At 42.4% G+C, this 16,329-nt stretch carries 16 protein-coding genes and 1 other annotated feature; of the genes, 13 read left to right on the top strand and 3 right to left on the bottom strand.

The window, feature by feature from the left end:
• The 3 genes from metA (at position 1) to NQ556_RS10500 (ending at position 2,570) form a co-directional block, all read left to right on the top strand.
• Positions 1 to 927: a homoserine O-acetyltransferase MetA gene (metA, locus tag NQ556_RS10510; protein ID WP_008374805.1), complete on the top strand. Its 927-nt coding sequence runs from the start codon at positions 1 to 3 to the stop codon at positions 925 to 927.
• A gap of 115 nt (positions 928 to 1,042) precedes the next feature.
• Complete coding sequence (locus tag NQ556_RS10505; RefSeq protein WP_008374806.1) at positions 1,043 to 1,672, top strand: cyclodeaminase/cyclohydrolase family protein; 630 nt, start codon at positions 1,043 to 1,045, stop codon at positions 1,670 to 1,672.
• A gap of 25 nt (positions 1,673 to 1,697) precedes the next feature.
• Positions 1,698 to 2,570 carry a bifunctional 5,10-methylenetetrahydrofolate dehydrogenase/5,10-methenyltetrahydrofolate cyclohydrolase gene (locus NQ556_RS10500; RefSeq protein WP_008374807.1) on the top strand — a complete coding sequence of 291 codons (873 nt, stop codon included), beginning with the start codon at positions 1,698 to 1,700 and terminating at the stop codon, positions 2,568 to 2,570.
• Between the two features lie 143 nt (positions 2,571 to 2,713).
• On the opposite strand, the gene NQ556_RS10495 is transcribed toward NQ556_RS10500, so the two are convergent.
• Positions 2,714 to 3,061: a helix-turn-helix domain-containing protein gene (locus NQ556_RS10495; RefSeq protein WP_022220545.1), complete on the bottom strand. Its 348-nt coding sequence runs from the start codon at positions 3,059 to 3,061 to the stop codon at positions 2,714 to 2,716.
• 122 nt (positions 3,062 to 3,183) lie between these two features.
• Between NQ556_RS10495 and NQ556_RS10490 the strand changes: the two genes are divergently transcribed.
• The 7 genes from NQ556_RS10490 (at position 3,184) to NQ556_RS10460 (ending at position 10,150) form a co-directional block, all read left to right on the top strand.
• Positions 3,184 to 3,477 carry a hypothetical protein gene (locus NQ556_RS10490; RefSeq protein ID WP_022220544.1) on the top strand — a complete coding sequence of 98 codons (294 nt, stop codon included), beginning with the start codon at positions 3,184 to 3,186 and terminating at the stop codon, positions 3,475 to 3,477.
• A 71-nt stretch (positions 3,478 to 3,548) separates the two neighbouring features.
• Positions 3,549 to 3,799: a binding site (T-box leader), on the top strand.
• Positions 3,800 to 3,981: 182 nt separating this feature from the next.
• The gene (locus NQ556_RS10485) at positions 3,982 to 5,001 is read left to right on the top strand and encodes an ABC transporter substrate-binding protein (RefSeq protein WP_022220543.1); all 1,020 of its coding nucleotides are present in this window, start codon (positions 3,982 to 3,984) and stop codon (positions 4,999 to 5,001) included.
• Positions 5,002 to 5,031: 30 nt separating this feature from the next.
• A complete protein-coding gene (locus NQ556_RS10480; protein ID WP_008374811.1) occupies positions 5,032 to 5,919 on the top strand; it encodes an ABC transporter permease in 888 nt (295 codons plus the stop codon).
• Entirely contained in the window at positions 5,906 to 6,679 is a 774-nt protein-coding gene (locus NQ556_RS10475) for an ABC transporter ATP-binding protein (protein WP_008374812.1), read from the top strand. The genes NQ556_RS10480 and NQ556_RS10475 overlap by 14 nt, the downstream gene beginning before the upstream one ends.
• Before the next feature lie 341 nt (positions 6,680 to 7,020).
• Entirely contained in the window at positions 7,021 to 9,153 is a 2,133-nt protein-coding gene (gene nrdD / locus NQ556_RS10470) for an anaerobic ribonucleoside-triphosphate reductase (protein WP_022220542.1), read from the top strand.
• Positions 9,154 to 9,651, top strand: a complete 498-nt coding sequence (gene nrdG / locus NQ556_RS10465; RefSeq protein WP_008374816.1) for an anaerobic ribonucleoside-triphosphate reductase activating protein — start codon at positions 9,154 to 9,156, stop codon at positions 9,649 to 9,651. It abuts the gene before it with no gap.
• Positions 9,635 to 10,150, top strand: a complete 516-nt coding sequence (locus NQ556_RS10460; protein ID WP_008374818.1) for a dCTP deaminase/dUTPase family protein — start codon at positions 9,635 to 9,637, stop codon at positions 10,148 to 10,150. The genes nrdG and NQ556_RS10460 overlap by 17 nt, the downstream gene beginning before the upstream one ends.
• 346 nt (positions 10,151 to 10,496) lie before the next feature.
• Here NQ556_RS10460 and NQ556_RS10455 read toward each other — a convergent pair whose 3' ends face one another.
• Complete coding sequence (locus NQ556_RS10455) at positions 10,497 to 11,855, bottom strand: spore germination protein (RefSeq protein ID WP_022220541.1); 1,359 nt, start codon at positions 11,853 to 11,855, stop codon at positions 10,497 to 10,499.
• A 256-nt stretch (positions 11,856 to 12,111) separates the two neighbouring features.
• Between NQ556_RS10455 and NQ556_RS10450 the strand changes: the two genes are divergently transcribed.
• Positions 12,112 to 12,978 (top strand): DegV family protein, encoded by an 867-nt coding sequence (locus tag NQ556_RS10450; protein ID WP_022220540.1) that lies wholly within the window; start codon positions 12,112 to 12,114, stop codon positions 12,976 to 12,978.
• Between the two features lie 25 nt (positions 12,979 to 13,003).
• Positions 13,004 to 13,156 (top strand): hypothetical protein, encoded by a 153-nt coding sequence (locus NQ556_RS10445; protein WP_008374824.1) that lies wholly within the window; start codon positions 13,004 to 13,006, stop codon positions 13,154 to 13,156.
• Positions 13,157 to 13,230: 74 nt separating this feature from the next.
• On the opposite strand, the gene NQ556_RS10440 is transcribed toward NQ556_RS10445, so the two are convergent.
• The gene (locus tag NQ556_RS10440; RefSeq protein WP_022220539.1) at positions 13,231 to 15,399 is read right to left on the bottom strand and encodes a TaqI-like C-terminal specificity domain-containing protein; all 2,169 of its coding nucleotides are present in this window, start codon (positions 15,397 to 15,399) and stop codon (positions 13,231 to 13,233) included.
• Between the two features lie 574 nt (positions 15,400 to 15,973).
• Between NQ556_RS10440 and NQ556_RS10430 the strand changes: the two genes are divergently transcribed.
• Positions 15,974 to 16,312: a winged helix-turn-helix transcriptional regulator gene (locus NQ556_RS10430; RefSeq protein ID WP_008374833.1), complete on the top strand. Its 339-nt coding sequence runs from the start codon at positions 15,974 to 15,976 to the stop codon at positions 16,310 to 16,312.
• Positions 16,313 to 16,329: the final 17 nt, after the last annotated feature.

Below are 16,329 nucleotides of genomic sequence, written 5' to 3'. Positions count from 1 at the left end.
ATGCCAATTCGTGTACAGAATGACCTTCCGGTAAAAGAAATACTGGAAAAAGAAAATATATTTGTAATGGATGAGAACCGTGCGGTTCATCAGGACATCCGTCCGATCAAGATCGGACTTCTGAATCTTATGCCACTGAAAGAGGATACAGAACTTCAGCTTCTGCGCTCCCTTTCCAATACACCGCTGCAGGTTGACATTGTGTTTTTGGCAGTGAAAAATCATGTTTCAAAGAATACTTCAGCGAATCACCTGAACCGGTTTTATGAGAATTTTGAAAATGTAAAAGATCAGAAATTTGACGGATTTATCATAACCGGAGCACCGGTAGAGCAGATGCCTTTTGAAGAGGTGGATTACTGGGAAGAGCTTGTAGAGATCATGGAGTGGACAAAGACGCATGTTACTTCAACGATCCATCTCTGCTGGGGAGCACAGGCAGCACTTTATTATCATTATGGGATTAATAAAGTACAGCTGGACAAAAAGCTTTTCGGTATCTTTGAACATAAGGTTATGAACCGTAAGATTCCTCTGGTACGTGGATTTGATGATGTATTTTATGCACCGCATTCGAGACATACAGATGTGCCAATTGAGAAGATCCGTGCAGATGAGAGACTGATGATTCTGGCAGAGTCGGAAAAGGCAGGAGCATACCTTATCATGGCACAGAATGGAAGACAGATTTTTGTGATGGGACATCCGGAGTACGACCGGGTGACACTGGATCAGGAGTATAAGCGGGATCTGAGCAAAGGACTTCCGATTGAAATGCCGGAGAATTATTATCCAGACAATGACAGCACACAGAAGCCACTTCTTACATGGAGAGCACATGGTAACTGTATGTATGCAAACTGGCTGAATTACTATGTTTACCAGGCAACCCCGTATGATATGGTGGGGACACCGGATTTTCATTAGGATTCAGATAGAATTTCATATACCGATATCCTGAAAGGCATATCAGAAAGTACTATGTTTCAGAAGAGAAATCCTTTGCTATAATAGGAAAGCAAAAATAAGCGGGAGGAAAAATATGTTATTGGAGCAGAAAACAACTGATTTTTTGGAACAGCTCTCATCGTCAGCACCGATTCCGGGAGGTGGCGGTGCATCGGCAGCAGTCGGAGCGTTCGCATCAGCTTTGGGACTTATGGTTACAAATCTGACTGTCGGAAAAAAGAAATATGCGGATGTTGAAGAAGAAATTCTAGAGATAAGAGAAAAACTTGAGCAGAAGAAGCAGGATCTGGTCCGGATGGTAGATGAAGATGCCGAGGCTTTTGAACCACTGGCAAAGGCTTACAGAATGCCAAAAGAGACAGAGGAAGAACAGGCAGAGAAGGAAAAAGTTATGGAGGCCGCACTTAAAAATGCGGCAGAAGCACCACTGTGTATCATGAAAACAATTGTAGATACTATGGAGATGATCCGGGTACTGGGGGAAAAAGGAAGCAGGCTTGCTGTCAGCGATGCAGGAGTTGCAATCCTCTTTGCACAGGCAGCCCTTGAAGGAGCTTCTCTTAATATTTTTATCAATACAAAGATGATGAAGGATCAGGAAGAAGCTGAAAGACTGAATTATCGGGCTGATCAACTGATTGCGACAGGCAAAGAACTGAAAGAGACAACTTATGATGCTGTACTTAAGGGTATCAGACCATAACAGATAAGACAGACAGGAGGAAGACATGAGCATACAGATGCGAGGGGCTGAAGTGGCAAAAGCCATGAAAGAAAAGCTGATCAGAGAAAGAGAAGAGTTGAATGCGGCGGGAGTAAATCCATGCCTTACGATCATTCGGGTAGGAGCGAAAGAAAATGATCTTGCCTACGAACGTGGAGCAAAAAAGAGAATGGAAATGATCGGAATCGAGTGCCGCATTGCAGAACTGCCAGAAGATATTTCACAGGAAGAATTTGAGGATGCTTTCTGTAAGATCAATAAAGATCCGGAGGTTCACGGGATCCTTTTGTTCCAGCCGCTTCCGGAGCAGCTCGATGTAGAGAAGATCAGACAGATGATCGACCCGGCAAAGGATATGGATGGAATGAGTCCTGTAAATCTTGCAAAAATATTCGAAGGTGACAGAACTGCTTATGCGCCTTGTACTTCTGAGGCAGTGATGCACATTATGAATCACTATGGAATTGAACTCCAGGGGAAAAGAGTGACCGTCATCGGAAGAAGCATGGTTGTTGGAAAACCGCTTTCCATGCTGATGCTTGGACAGAATGCAACTGTAACTATCTGCCATTCACGCACAAAAGATCTGGCGGACAGATGTCGCGAAGCAGAGATAATAGTAGCTGCGATCGGACGGGCAAACCATATCACCGCCGATATGATTGCCGAAGGAGCGGTGGTAGCGGATGTCGGAATCAACGTACTGGAAGACGGAACCCTCTGTGGAGATGTGGACTACGAAAATGTCCGGGAAAAAGTATCCCATATCACACCGGTTCCGGGAGGAGTAGGAAACGTCACAACCTCTGTACTCGCCTCTCACGTGCTGCGTGCCGCCCGTATAGGTCAGAACGAACCCGGACAACGCAGAGGGTAACACCGCCTCTCTGTCGAACACAATACAAATGGGTGAAGAACAGTTACAGCCGGTAACCCAGAGTGCCCCGGAAGAGAAAAAATCCTATAGATTCAACTTGAATCTATAGGATTTTTTCTCCTCCGGGGTGGCATAGACTACATTTATTTTTCGCCCATCTCTGGTGGAATCTTTTCTAACAACTGTCGGATATTATCACGGATCAATCGTTTATAATTATCAGGAAGCGGTGTGATCATATCCAGGATCTCGGCATTGATCGGATCCTTTGAATGAATTGAATCATCCAGGTAGTCACAGATCAGATAATCAAATTTGACATCTAATGCTTCTGAAAAATTAAGCATGGTTGCAAAGGATGTTGCCTGGCTGCCATTTTCAATCCGGCTTATCGTTGTCTCATCAAGATTTAGTTTTTCTGCTAGTGCTGCCTGTGTAAGACCGGCTTTGTGACGTGCCTGCCGAACGCGTGTACCGAAATTCTTTTCCATGCTGTATCTCTCCTTCATAAAAGTAGTGTAGCATTTCAATTTGAAAAAAGAATGATATTATATGCAAGTTAACTTTACAAAAACGCCATGATAGGATATGATTAAAAAAAGGGGGGAGAGAGATGGATTGGGAATCGTACAGAACAGATATTGAGGCGATAAAGCTTGCGGTGAATGAATGTGAAAGACTTGGAGTGGATAAAGAAGAACTCCTCATAATCAGTATTTACCGTTTGTATGAATTTTATAAAACAGAAGACGACAGAGTCTATCTTCTGGGGGCATTATTGCATCTTAAGGCTTATCTTGAGCTGGGGATGGAATATGAAAAGAACCGTAAGATTTTTTCGCTGATTTTAGATAATTACGGGGTATGTTATCAGGATATTTTTCAGGGAGCTGAGAAAATGGAGTGAAAAAATCTGAAAAATTCCAAAAACCAGGTTGACAAACAGAGAATAAAGAGGTAATATATTAACCATAAATTGTAAAACCGTTGAGAAAGAGGAGTAGGTTATCGAACGATATCACAGAGAGCAGCAGGCGGTGGGATTGCTGTATGGAGTTGATAATTGAATGGACTTTCGAGGGCAGCCTGAAATCAGATAATTGAGAGTATGGTTTGTCGGGAACCAAACCCGTTATCAATAAGGGATGTATGTTAGTACATAAAAGAGGACAGGAAACTGTTAAAGTTGAGTGGTACCGCGTTAGTAGAAGATATTAGTCGCCTCAATCCGTAGAAGGATTGAGGCGTTTTTTATTTCATAGGAAATTCCGAAGGAACTTCCTATGAAATAAAAAGTCTCCGGCAGGATGTTACATATGTATTCCTGTTGTAGTACGGCGCGGAATCAAGAAACACCTTCTCTTGAAAGCTAACAAAGAAAATTATTTATCAAGAAGAGGAGAACAAAATTATGAAAAAGAGAACAATCGCAGTATTATTAACAATGGCAATGGCAGTAACAATGATGGCAGGATGTGGAAGCAAGTCAGATTCCAAGACAGCAGATGGAGAAAAGAGCTATACAATCGGTATTTCCCAGTTTGCAGAGCACGGATCTTTAGATAACTGCCGTGAAGGATTTTTAGAGGGACTGAAAGAAGAAGGTATCGAGGAAGGAAAGAATCTGAATGTTGAATACAAGAACTCGGCAGCAGATATGGGAACTGCATCACAGATCGCAAGCAGCTTTGTATCCGATAAAGTAGATCTGATCTGCGGAATCGCAACACCAAGTGCACAGACAGCATACAATGCTGCGATGGATACGGATATTTCGGTTATCTATACTGCAGTTACAGATCCGAAAGCAGCAGAGCTTGCAGATGATAAAGGAAACCCGGTTGGAGAAGTCACAGGAACCAGTGATAAACTTCCGATTGAAGCACAGCTGAAAATGATCCGTGAACTTCTTCCGGATGCAAAGAAGATTGGTATCCTCTATACAACAAGTGAGGCAAACAGCGTATCTGCAATTGCTGAATACAAAGAAAAAGTCGGTGACTATGGATTTGAACTTGTAGAAAAGGGAATTACAAATACATCAGAAATCGCACTTGCAACAGACGATCTTCTGTCACAGGTAGACTGCATCAGCAACCTGACAGATAACACGGTAGTAAGCTCACTTGCAACCATTCTGGATAAGGCAAATGCAGCAAATATTCCGGTATTCGGAAGTGAGATCGAACAGGTGAAGCTTGGATGCCTGGCAGCAGAAGGCCTTGATTATGTAGCACTTGGCAAACAGACAGGTAAGATGGCAGCAAAGGTTCTCAAAGGAGAAAAGAAAGCATCTGAAATGCCATTTGAGACGATCACAGAAGCAGGACTTTACCTGAATACAAAAGTAGCAGAAAATCTTGGAATCACAGTGGAAGACGATCTGAAAAACAGCGCAGTAGAGACATACGATTCTATCAGCGAAAACTAAATTTGAATTAGAAAAGTGAGGAGCAATGCAATGAGCTTTGCAGTATCGATTTTGGAGCAGGGACTGATTTACGGAATCCTTGCATTGGGAATTTATATAACATACAAAATTCTGGATTTTCCAGATCTGACCGTAGATGGCAGCTTTCCATTAGGAGCTGCCGTAACGGCGCTTATGATCACAAAAGGAGCGAACCCGTATCTGACCCTTCCGGCTGCATTTGCAGCAGGTGTGGCAGCCGGTATCTGTACCGGACTGATCCATGTCAAATGCAAGGTAAGAGATCTGCTTTCAGGTATCATTATGATGACAGCGCTCTGGACGATCAACCTTCGTGTGGCAGGAACAGCCAATGTACCATTGTTTTCCCAGAAGACAATCTTTAAAAATGATACACTGGATAAGCTGCTTCCGTCAGGATTTTCCGCTTACTCTACATTGCTCATCATTCTGATCATTGCGTTAATTGTGAAAATCATTCTCGACCTTTACCTGAATACCAAGTCCGGATACCTGCTCCGCGCAGTCGGAGATAACGATAAACTGGTAACTGCAATGGCAAAGGATGAAGGAAATGTGAAAATCCTGGGACTTGCGATCGCAAACGGGCTGTGTTCGCTTGCGGGATGTATTTTCTGCCAGGAAGAACGTGTATTTGAAATTTCCAGTGGTACAGGGGCGATGGTAATCGGTCTTGCAAGTGTTATCATCGGAACCAGTATTTTCAAAAAAATCAGTTTTGTAAAAACAACGACAGCTGTATTGATCGGTTCTATCATTTACAAGGCCTGTGTGGCAATCGCACTGAAGAACTTCGAACCGCAGGATATGAAGCTGATCACAGCCGTTTTATTCCTGATAATTCTGGTGCTTAGTATGGAGAGAAAGAAGAAGGTGAAGAAGAATGCTGGAGCTTAGAAATATCCACAAATATTATAATCCGGGTACAGTCAATGAGATGTGTCTTTTTGAGGACTTCAATCTGACGATCAATCAGGGCGAATTTGTATCTGTAGTAGGAAGTAACGGTTCTGGTAAAACTTCGATGCTGAATATCATCTGCGGAAGTATTCCGGTAGAATCCGGACAGATCCTGATCGATGGAAAAGATATCACAAGGGTAAAAGAATACAAGAGAAACCAGAAGATCGGACGCGTGTACCAAAATCCATCTATGGGAACCTGTCCGTCCATGACGATCTTGGAAAATATGTCTCTTGCGGACAATAAAGGAAGGTTTTACGGACTTGGACGGGGAACTAATAAGGCACGTATTGATTATTACAGAGAACAGCTCGCCCAGCTTGGTCTTGGACTGGAAGATAAGCTTCATGTCAAAGTCGGATCACTTTCCGGAGGACAGCGCCAGGCGATGGCACTGCTGATGTCTACGATGACACCAATCGAGTTTTTGATCCTGGATGAGCATACTGCTGCGCTGGATCCAAAGACAGCAGAACTGATCATGGAGCTGACCGATAAGATTGTAAAAGAAAAAAATCTGACAACGGTTATGGTCACACACAATCTCCGCTATGCAGTAGAATACGGTAATCGTCTGATCATGATGCATCAGGGACATTGTGTGATGGATAAGGCAGGAAAAGATAAAGAGGATACCTCGATCGATGAAATCCTGACGATGTTCAATGAGATCAGTATTGAGTGTGGAAACTAAAAAATACAAGATTATGAATTAAAGAGATAGGCAGAAAAGGAAACAGTTTCGGCTTATCTCTTTTTTGTATCGCCAAAGGTTTTGGAAAAATTGTTCGAGGATTTTCAAAATGAAAGGCTATTGTCTGAATACAGAAGGAGAAGCCTGTCCGGTATAAAATGTCAATGGATTTTCAGGAATATGCCTGTAGAAGATTTGGCTGTCTGGCTGCCGGAAAATTGGTTATTTTCACAGATTGACGCTCTCTCTGTGATAGTGCTAAAATAGAGGGAAACGGTCAAGATATAGTATGCCTTTTAAATAGAATACAATATATTGTAGTTATCAGAAAGGAGAAGAAGATGAGCTTAAACAATGTGAAAGTTGTAAAAAAAGATGGGACAAAAGAAGAATTTAACGTGCAAAAAGTCGTTGTGGCAGTCAATAAGTCTGCATATCGTGCACTGATCAAATTTTCACAGAAAGATATTGATTTTATCTGTCATTTTGTAGAAGAAAAGGTAGAAGAACTCGGAGTGCATGAGATCCAGATTCCGGAAATGCACAATATTGTAGAGGGAGCGCTTGAGAAAGTGAATCCGATCGTGGCAAAAAGTTACCGGGACTATCGGAATTACAAGCAGGATTTTGTGCAGATGCTTGACGAGGTTTATAAGAAAAGCCAGTCGATCATGTATATCGGGGACAAAGAGAACAGTAATACAGACAGTGCACTGGTATCGACCAAGCGAAGCCTGATCTTCAATGAGCTGAACAAAGAATTATATAAGAAATTTTTCCTGACGGTGGAAGAATTACAGGCAATCCGGGAAGGATATATTTATATCCATGATATGTCAGCCCGAAGAGATACGATGAATTGTTGTCTCTTTGATGTGAAAAGCGTACTGACCGGTGGATTTGAGATGGGAAATCTGTGGTACAATGAGCCAAAGACGCTGGATACGGCATTTGATGTGATCGGAGATATCGTACTGAGTGCGGCAAGCCAGCAGTACGGAGGATTTACCGTGCCGAGCGTAGATGAGATCCTGGAGCCTTATGCGAAGCGTTCCCATGAAAATCATCTGAACAAATACAGAAGCCTTGGACTTTCGGAAGAAGTAGCACAGGAGATTGCCTGGAAGGATCTGGAAAAAGAGATGGAGCAGGGATTCCAGGGATGGGAGTATAAGTTCAACTCCGTATCCTCAAGCCGTGGAGACTATCCATTTATTACCATGACCAGCGGAACCAATATCAGCGAATACGGAAAGCTTGTTACAAAGACGATGCTGGAAGTAAGAGCAGGAGGACAGGGAAAGCCGGGACATAAAAAACCGGTACTTTTCCCGAAAATCGTGTTCCTTTATGATGAAAATTTACATGGACCTGGAAAGCCGGGAGAAGATCTTTTTGAAGCCGGAATCGAGTGCTCCAGAAAGACTATGTATCCGGACTGGCTCAGCCTTACCGGAAAAGGCTATGTGCCGAGTATTTACAAGCGCTACGGAAAGGTCATCAGTCCGATGGGATGCCGTGCATTCTTATCTCCATGGTATGAAAGAGGCGGTATGAATCCGGTGGACGAAAAGGATGAGCCGGTATTTGTCGGAAGATTCAACATCGGTGCGGTCAGTCTCCATCTTCCGATGATCCTTGCCAAATCCAGACAGGAGAACCGGGATTTCTTTGAGGTACTGGATTATTACCTGGAACTGATCCGGAAGCTTCATATCCGTACTTACGAATACCTCGGAGAGCTGCGTGCTTCTACGAATCCGCTTGCCTACTGTGAGGGTGGTTTCTATGGCGGACATCTGAAGATCCATGACAAGATTAAGCCGGTGCTGAAATCGGCAACCGCTTCCTTTGGAATTACGGCGCTCAATGAATTCCAGCAGCTTTATAATAAAAAGTCCCTGGTAGAGGATGGAGCATTTGCCATCAAGACCATGGAATATATCAACATGAAGGTCAATGAATTTAAAAAAGAAGACGGCTATCTGTATGCGATTTACGGAACACCGGCTGAGAATCTGTGTGGTGTGCAGGTACAGCAGTTCCGTAAGAAATATGGAATCGTGGAAAATGTATCGGACAGGGCGTATGTGAGCAACAGTTTTCACTGCCATGTAACCGAGGATATTACACCGATCGAAAAGCAGGATCTGGAAAACCGTTTCTGGGATCTGTGTAACGGTGGAAAGATCCAGTATGTAAAATACCCGATCAATTATAACAAAGAGGCTATCAAATCACTGGTACGCCGTGCAATGGATATGGGATTTTATGAGGGTGTTAATCTGTCGCTTGCCTACTGTGATGACTGTGGTCATGAAGAGCTGTCTATGGATGTGTGTCCGGTATGTGGAAGTAAGAATCTGACGAAGATTGATCGTATGAACGGATATCTGTCTTATTCGAGAGTCAAGGGAGATACCAGACTCAATGATGCCAAGATGGCAGAAATTGCGGAAAGGAAAAGTATGTAAATGCGTTACCATAATATAACAAAAGATGATATGCTCAACGGGGATGGCCTGCGGGTTGTCCTCTGGGTTGCAGGATGTGACCATTGCTGTAAGGAATGCCACAATCCGGTGACCTGGGATCCGAATGGTGGGCTTTTCTTCGATGAAAAGGCGAAGGCAGAGATTTTTGAAGAACTGGAGAAGGATTATATCAGTGGGATCACATTCAGTGGAGGCGACCCGCTGCATTCGGCAAATGCCTATGAGGTCATGATGCTGGCAAAAGAGATTAAAGAAAAATTTCCGTCAAAGACGATCTGGCTTTACACCGGTTATGAATGGAAAGATATCAAGAATATGGATATTGTAAATTATCTGGACGTTCTGGTGGACGGAGAATTCGAGGTTGAGAAGAAAGAACTGGATCTGCACTGGAAAGGCAGCGCGAACCAGATGGTCATTAACGTACCGGAGACATTAGGAAAAGGAGAAATAGTATTACATGAAGAGAATTGCTAAATTTCACAAAGTAAGTCTGGAACAGTTTATGGAAGGATGGAAGGATACCTTTGGTGAGCAGTATACAGAGGATCAGATCAAGGCTTTATATGAAGAAATCAAATTGCCGAAGCGTGCAACGGCAGGAAGTGCAGGATATGATTTCTATGCACCGGATGATTTTGTGATCGAGCCGGGAAAGACGATCAAGATCCCGACAGGGATCCGTGTGGAAATGGAAGAAAACTGGGTGCTCAAATGCTATCCGAGAAGCGGACTTGGATTCAAGTTCCGTCTGCAGCTGAATAATACGGTAGGAATTATTGACAGCGATTATTTCTATTCTGATAATGAAGGTCATATCTTTGCGAAATTGACGAATGATACCAATGAGAATAAAACGGTAGAGCTTGGAAAAGGGACAGGCTTTATGCAGGGGATTTTTGTTGAGTATGGAATTACTGTGGATGACGATGCGACAGCAGTCAGAAACGGGGGATTTGGAAGTACGACGAAGTAGGGTTGTAAAAAAGAGGCGTTAAAATATAGGTTGTGTTGGCGACCGGGATCAAAAAAATAGTGTTCAATTCCATTGTGCAAGGGCATTACGATGAACCTCTGAGAGCGAAAATTGTGTCAGCAAAGGCTTCCACAATTTTTGAGTTTCATCTCCATTGCACAATAAGTGAATTGAACACTATTTTTTTGATCCCGGTCGCCGACGTTACTGTATCGATAGGACACTTTTTTACAAGGCTGGACTGATAACCGGTTGAGGAGATTTAGGTAGTGGTGGGAAGGGGGAGTTGTGGAAAGGTGAAGGTTATGTAGGTGTAGCCTGCAATTTTGTTGCAGGCTACAGGGGATTAGTTTAATTTTACGTTCAGGTAACTATGGCCGGATAGGGTTTTGTTGAAGGTGATGCAGAGGACGACGATGAGGCAGCCAGTGAGGAATCCGGGGAGGTTGAAGATGGCGGTGAGGATAAGGAGCAGGAGACGCATGAATTTTAATGCGTAGCCGAGTTCGAAGTTGGGCTGGGTGTAGTTGGCGATGGAGACGAATGCCATGTAGAGCATGATCTCGCTGTTGAACCAGCCGGATTCGACAGAAAATTCACCCATGACGATACCGGCGATGACGCTGAGTGGTGTGCTGAGCATGCTTGGGGTGTTGAGGGCGGCGAGGCGGAGTCCGTCGATGGCAAGCTCCAGGATCAGGATCTGGAAGATCAGGGGGATGTTGACCGTATCTTCAATCAGAACGAAGCGGAAGATCTCCGGTATCCATGCCGGGTTCTGCATAAAGAGCAGAAAGAGTGGAACCATGAAGACAGTCAGCAGTGAGATCAGTACACGGGATATTTTCAGGTAGATTCCGGTGATTGGCGGAAAGTAGTAATCATTTGCCTCTTCGATCATATCAAAGATGGAGGTTGGCAGGATCAGTGCAGATGGGGAGGTATCAGTAAGGATGATCACTTTTCCTTCCATCAGGCAGGCACATGCGGTGTCCGGACGTTCGGTAAATTTATATTTTGGAAAGGGATTGTACCATTTGCGCTGAAAGAGAGCTTCCGCAAGAGATTGCTGGCTCATTTTCAGATCCTGGGATTTGCTTTCTTCCAGTTTATTCTGGATCGTGGTCAGAAGTTCGCGGTCTACACGGTCGGACATATAGCAGAGAGCTACGTCGGTGCGTGTGGAAGTGCCGGCTTCATACATTTCCATGATCAGATGCGGATCGCGGATCCGGCGGCGCATCAAGGCAGTATTGAATACGATTGTTTCCACAAAGCCATCACGGGAACCGCGCAGGGATTTGTCTTTATCGGGTTCCTCGATGCTGCGGGACGGGTAAGTACGGCAGTCGATGGCAATAGCGGCTTCATAGCCGTCAATAAAAAGACAGGTGACACCGGACAGAAGATTTTTGAAAATGCTGTCAAAGTCACCGAGAATATCAACTTCCACATAGGGGATGCAGCTTGTAGAAAAGGAAGTTGCATCCTCTGGCATATCATCGGCGGAAATATTGAGGAAGGAGTCCATAAGTTTCAGCATGGTTTCATCCTTGGTGAAACCATCAATAAAATAAAAGGCACTATTTTGACCGCCGATGATCAGATTTCGTTCGATAATATCAAAGCTCTTTTTTACGGGAAGAGCCCGGTTCATATATTTTGTATTGTCGGTGAGAGAAGCACTGACAGTATGTTTTTCCATATTGAATCCTCCATTCAGAGATAATTTAAAGTTAAGAAAATCTGGAATCCCGGAAATATTTTACTGCCTGGATTCTGCATAGATTTAGCATTTCACAAAAAAAGGAAAATATACCGGATTATGACAAAAGTTATTAAGAAACTTAAGATTTTTTTAGCATGGGAAAAAGATTTTGCTATCTTGCGGAAAAGAGGGTATACTGTACATAATTATAAGTAATATATAAATCCCTAAAGGGATGAAGGAGGGCACACTTATGAGTGAATATATAATCATGACAGACAGTACAGTGGATTTACCGAAGGAATACCTGACCGAGGAGCTTGGGGTTCCGTATATTCCTCTTACTTATCTGATCGATGGACAGTCTTATGAGGATATGATTGGACTTACCGGGGAAGAATTTTTTGCAAAAGTCAGGGCAGGGTCGATGCCGACTACTTCTCAGATCAATCCGGAGCAGGCAAGAGAAGCACTGGAACCGTATCTGAAAGAGGGAAAGGATATTTTATATATTGCTTTTTCGTCAGGACTTAGCGGAACTTATAACAGTATCCGGATGGCAGCAGAAGAATTGCAGGAAGAGTATCCGGAGCGGAAGCTGATCGTAATTGATTCGCTCTGCGCATGCATGGGAGAGGGGCTTCTTGTGTACAAAGCTGTTCAGATGAAGCGTGCAGGAAAGAGTCTGGAAGAAGTAGCTGCCTGGGTGGAGGAGAACAAGCTTCATATCATGCACAACGTTACGATTGATGATTTATTCCATTTACATAGAGGTGGAAGAGTATCAAAGGCTTCTGCAATTGTTGGAACGATGATCCAGATCAAGCCGATCATCCACATGGACGATCATGGCGAACTGAAGGTTATTGGAAAAGAACGTGGCAGAAAGAAAGCATTGACACACATCGTGGATATGGCAGTGAAGCAGTCCGAAGGTTGGGATAATGATATTGTGATGATCACACACGGTGACTGCAAAGAAGATGCGGAATTTGTGGCAAGACAGGTGGAGAAGAAGATGGGAGTCCACAATATTCTGATTAACTGCATTGGAACGGTGATTGGGTCACATACAGGTCCGGGGGTTGTGGCTGTGTTCTGTATGGGGAATAAGAGATAAGACTTTGTGAAGACGAGGCATACAAATGAAAGAATTACGGAGACAATTGAAAGAGCTACTGCAACAGGCAGGAGCAGCTGTATTTGAAGGCCAGGTTTTTATGACAGAAGAGGAGCTAAGACCATTTTTGGTTGCTGAAAAAGATGTCCTTAATGTCGTTAAGAAGAAAGGAAGATAAGAAAAAACCAGAGCAGACCTGGCAATCCTATTGTTGAATAGGGGAAGCCAGGAATATCTCTGGTTTTATGTTTGTCAGAACAGAAATTTGTTTTCTCCATCTACTGCATGCTTAATGATATCCTGCTCTTTAGAGGTAAGATTAAATAATTTAAAAATCAATTGGTCAAGTTGCTCGTAGGCAATTTGTGCTCCCTCAGGAGGCAGTCCGTTAATTAGTGGTTCGACAGCTTGGATGATACTGTTTTGCATGCCGGCATTAACATCCGGAATCGGAATATTTTCAATATGAGAGCGCAATACCTTCACGGAGTGAAACTCCATTTTGTAAATAAACTGTGCAACCCTGGAATTAAGAATGGCAAGAATATATTTTATATGCAGTCCTTCAAGCTTGGGAATGACTAAGTTGCAGCTATTCAAAGAAAGCGTTTGTTTATCATCATAAGCAAAGACAAGCTGGCTGCTGATAAAACGATACAAAAGCTTTTCTGGCGCACGGTACATTTCTATAGGTGCTACCTGCTGAAAATTCTGTGGGTTAAACACGATATAGTTTGAGTTCGGATTAGTATGGTACTTACAGATATCGGAGCCTTTTAAAATAACTTCGTTATCTTTGTTTTTCACGGAAGAAATATATTTTTTATTATTTCCGGTTACAATTCCTAAAGCAAAATCCGCATTTCCGGCAAGGAATTTTGTTTTAGGAATATGCCGAATTTTTTCAAGCAGCTGATATTCAGCATCCGTTGTATGAAAGCTGAAATATTCGGCTGAAATTTTACGATTTGTCAGAATGGTTGTACAGTGACTACAGTCGGATACTTCCATTCCGACTGTCGAAAGTGGCTTTCCGGTGTGAATGAGCTGCAATATAATGCAGGGACACTGAACTTTATCAAAGGCATTTCCCAAAAAATTAAGATATCGGATGGAATTACTTTCCATAATGGCAGTACGGACCGGTGTATGTGCCTTTACATTAAGTATTGCCTCTGGAAGAATAAAAGAGAGTTGTCCGTTTATGGACAAATTACGTAGTGCTTTTTCAATAAACAAATCATAAGACTCTATATTTTTCCCGGAAGCAGTCCGATAGTTTTTGCGAAGCTTTTCCTTTTCCGACTCGGAAAATTCATATCCCCATGGCGGATTGCCGATGATATACTGATAAGAGGTTTTTGAATCGGATGCAAGATAATCGGCTTTGGTTATATGCTCGTACAGAGTTTTGACAGAAAGAATGTCATATTTTAAAACCATGTTCAACCGGGTGATTTTTACACTGATTGTATCGGTGTCATTGCCATAAATCTGGTCAAAACGAACATGTGCTGGAAGCTGCAATAAAAAATTTCCAGTTCCACAGCAGGGATCCAGAATTCTGGCATCTGATGCAATATCCAGCTTCTCAATCAGCTTTTTGACGATTTTGGTAGGCGTATAGTAGGAGCCGGTTGCCTTGCGGCTGTCGATATTTTTACAGGAAATGTAAATGAGACCAAGAATATCTTCAGCAGGTTCGTATACATAATCAAAATCAAAAAGCGGAGAATATTTTTCACAGAAAAGCAGAGCCTGCTCGGAATCTGCAATCAAAGCATAGATCAGTTCGTCGTATAGAGACAGGGTGATTTCTTTTTTTAAAAATCTGCTCAGCAACGCTTTTTCATGCTTGAAAGAAAGATCATATTTTTGGGCGAGCAAATGCAGGGCACAGTCAGCAATGAAATATTGAATCACATCCGATGAAAGAGCAATGGATTCATCGGTTACAATTCGGAGAATCTGCTGCAGTGGTTCGATATTCTGACAATTTTCAGAAATATAGGCGCTGTAAAGAGAATTTCCACAGACAAATTTCTTGTTACGTCTGCTTTTCAGCGATTGATTTTTGCCTGATTGCAGTTCGGCTTTCAACTTTTCGGTATATTGTTTTGTAAAATAAGGCTTTCTTTTATCCGTATATTCAGGAATAAGTTTGCCAAGCTTGATCCAGTTGCGCCCGGTTGCGGTCGAAATGGAAAGTATATCACATAATTCTTTTAAAGAGAGATAATCGGAATCTTTCGGGAAATTCGTCATTCGCTCATCGGAAGGTTTAGTGGCCGAGGCAGGGATCAACCAGATGCCGCTGACCATTTTGCAACCCTCAATCCGGTTGGTTTCGCAGAGTTTTTGTATGCGGCGTTCAGATAAATGGAATTTCTTCGAAGTTTCTTTTACAGAAATATAATCCATAGTCGTGCAGACTCCTTTTTTTGTATAATAATGATGTGAGTGTCAAAAGTAAATTTTGCCGCTCACTGGTGTAATCAGATTGCTCCATTGCGAAGCGATTCCCGCAATCCTTGAACACCTCAAACTCCCATAAAATGGCGTATTCATATCATTTTATTTCGTTTTCAGTGTTCGGCGTGTCAATAAGTATCAATTGCTTATTTGCGCGAGCACAAACGCAATTGATACTTTTGACACTTACATCATATAATAAAGATTATATACGGCAATACGAATGAAAACAATATTAATTTAAAGGATTCAAATTTGGACTGGACGATTGTTTGACTCATGCTGATTATTGGAAGGTGAATTGAGCGTTACTATCAATTTATATAGTTGAAAAAGGGAAATTCCTTTTCTGATAAGAAATTTTCCTAAGTAAATGTCATTTACTGTGAACAGTAACTAGTTTTGCTCTCATAACTTGAAATTCATTTGACAGTATGATTTATCCTGCTTATAATTATATACAGGCAATTTATAAATTCAAGTACCAACAAAAAAGACAGGTACTATCTAAGGAGAAAGCGTTATGATAAAGAACTATATCGAAAATGCAAATTTTGAAGATACAGGCTTTGCCTACACATTGTCCTTGATTTCCGGCAAACATAAGATGGTTATTCTATACTGTCTGATGGAGTTTGAAACGGTACGGTTCAATGAATTAAAACGGTATCTGAAAACTATTTCCGACAAAACACTCAGTACCAATCTCAAAGAGCTGGAGAAAGACCGACTGATTATCAGGACGGAATATCCGCAGATCCCGCCGAAGGTGGAGTACAGCCTTTCAGAAAGAGGGAAGTCATTGATGACTGTACTGGATCAACTTTGCATTTGGGGAGAAGAGAACAGATTGGTGAAATGATCAGTTCTTATTTTTTT

It is taken from the genome of Coprococcus comes ATCC 27758 (assembly GCF_025149785.1).
In the GTDB taxonomy this organism is placed as follows: domain Bacteria; phylum Bacillota; class Clostridia; order Lachnospirales; family Lachnospiraceae; genus Allocoprococcus; species Allocoprococcus comes.
The sequence above is the reverse complement of the archived record's forward strand: the minus strand, read 5'-3'. Positions and strand labels throughout refer to the sequence as shown.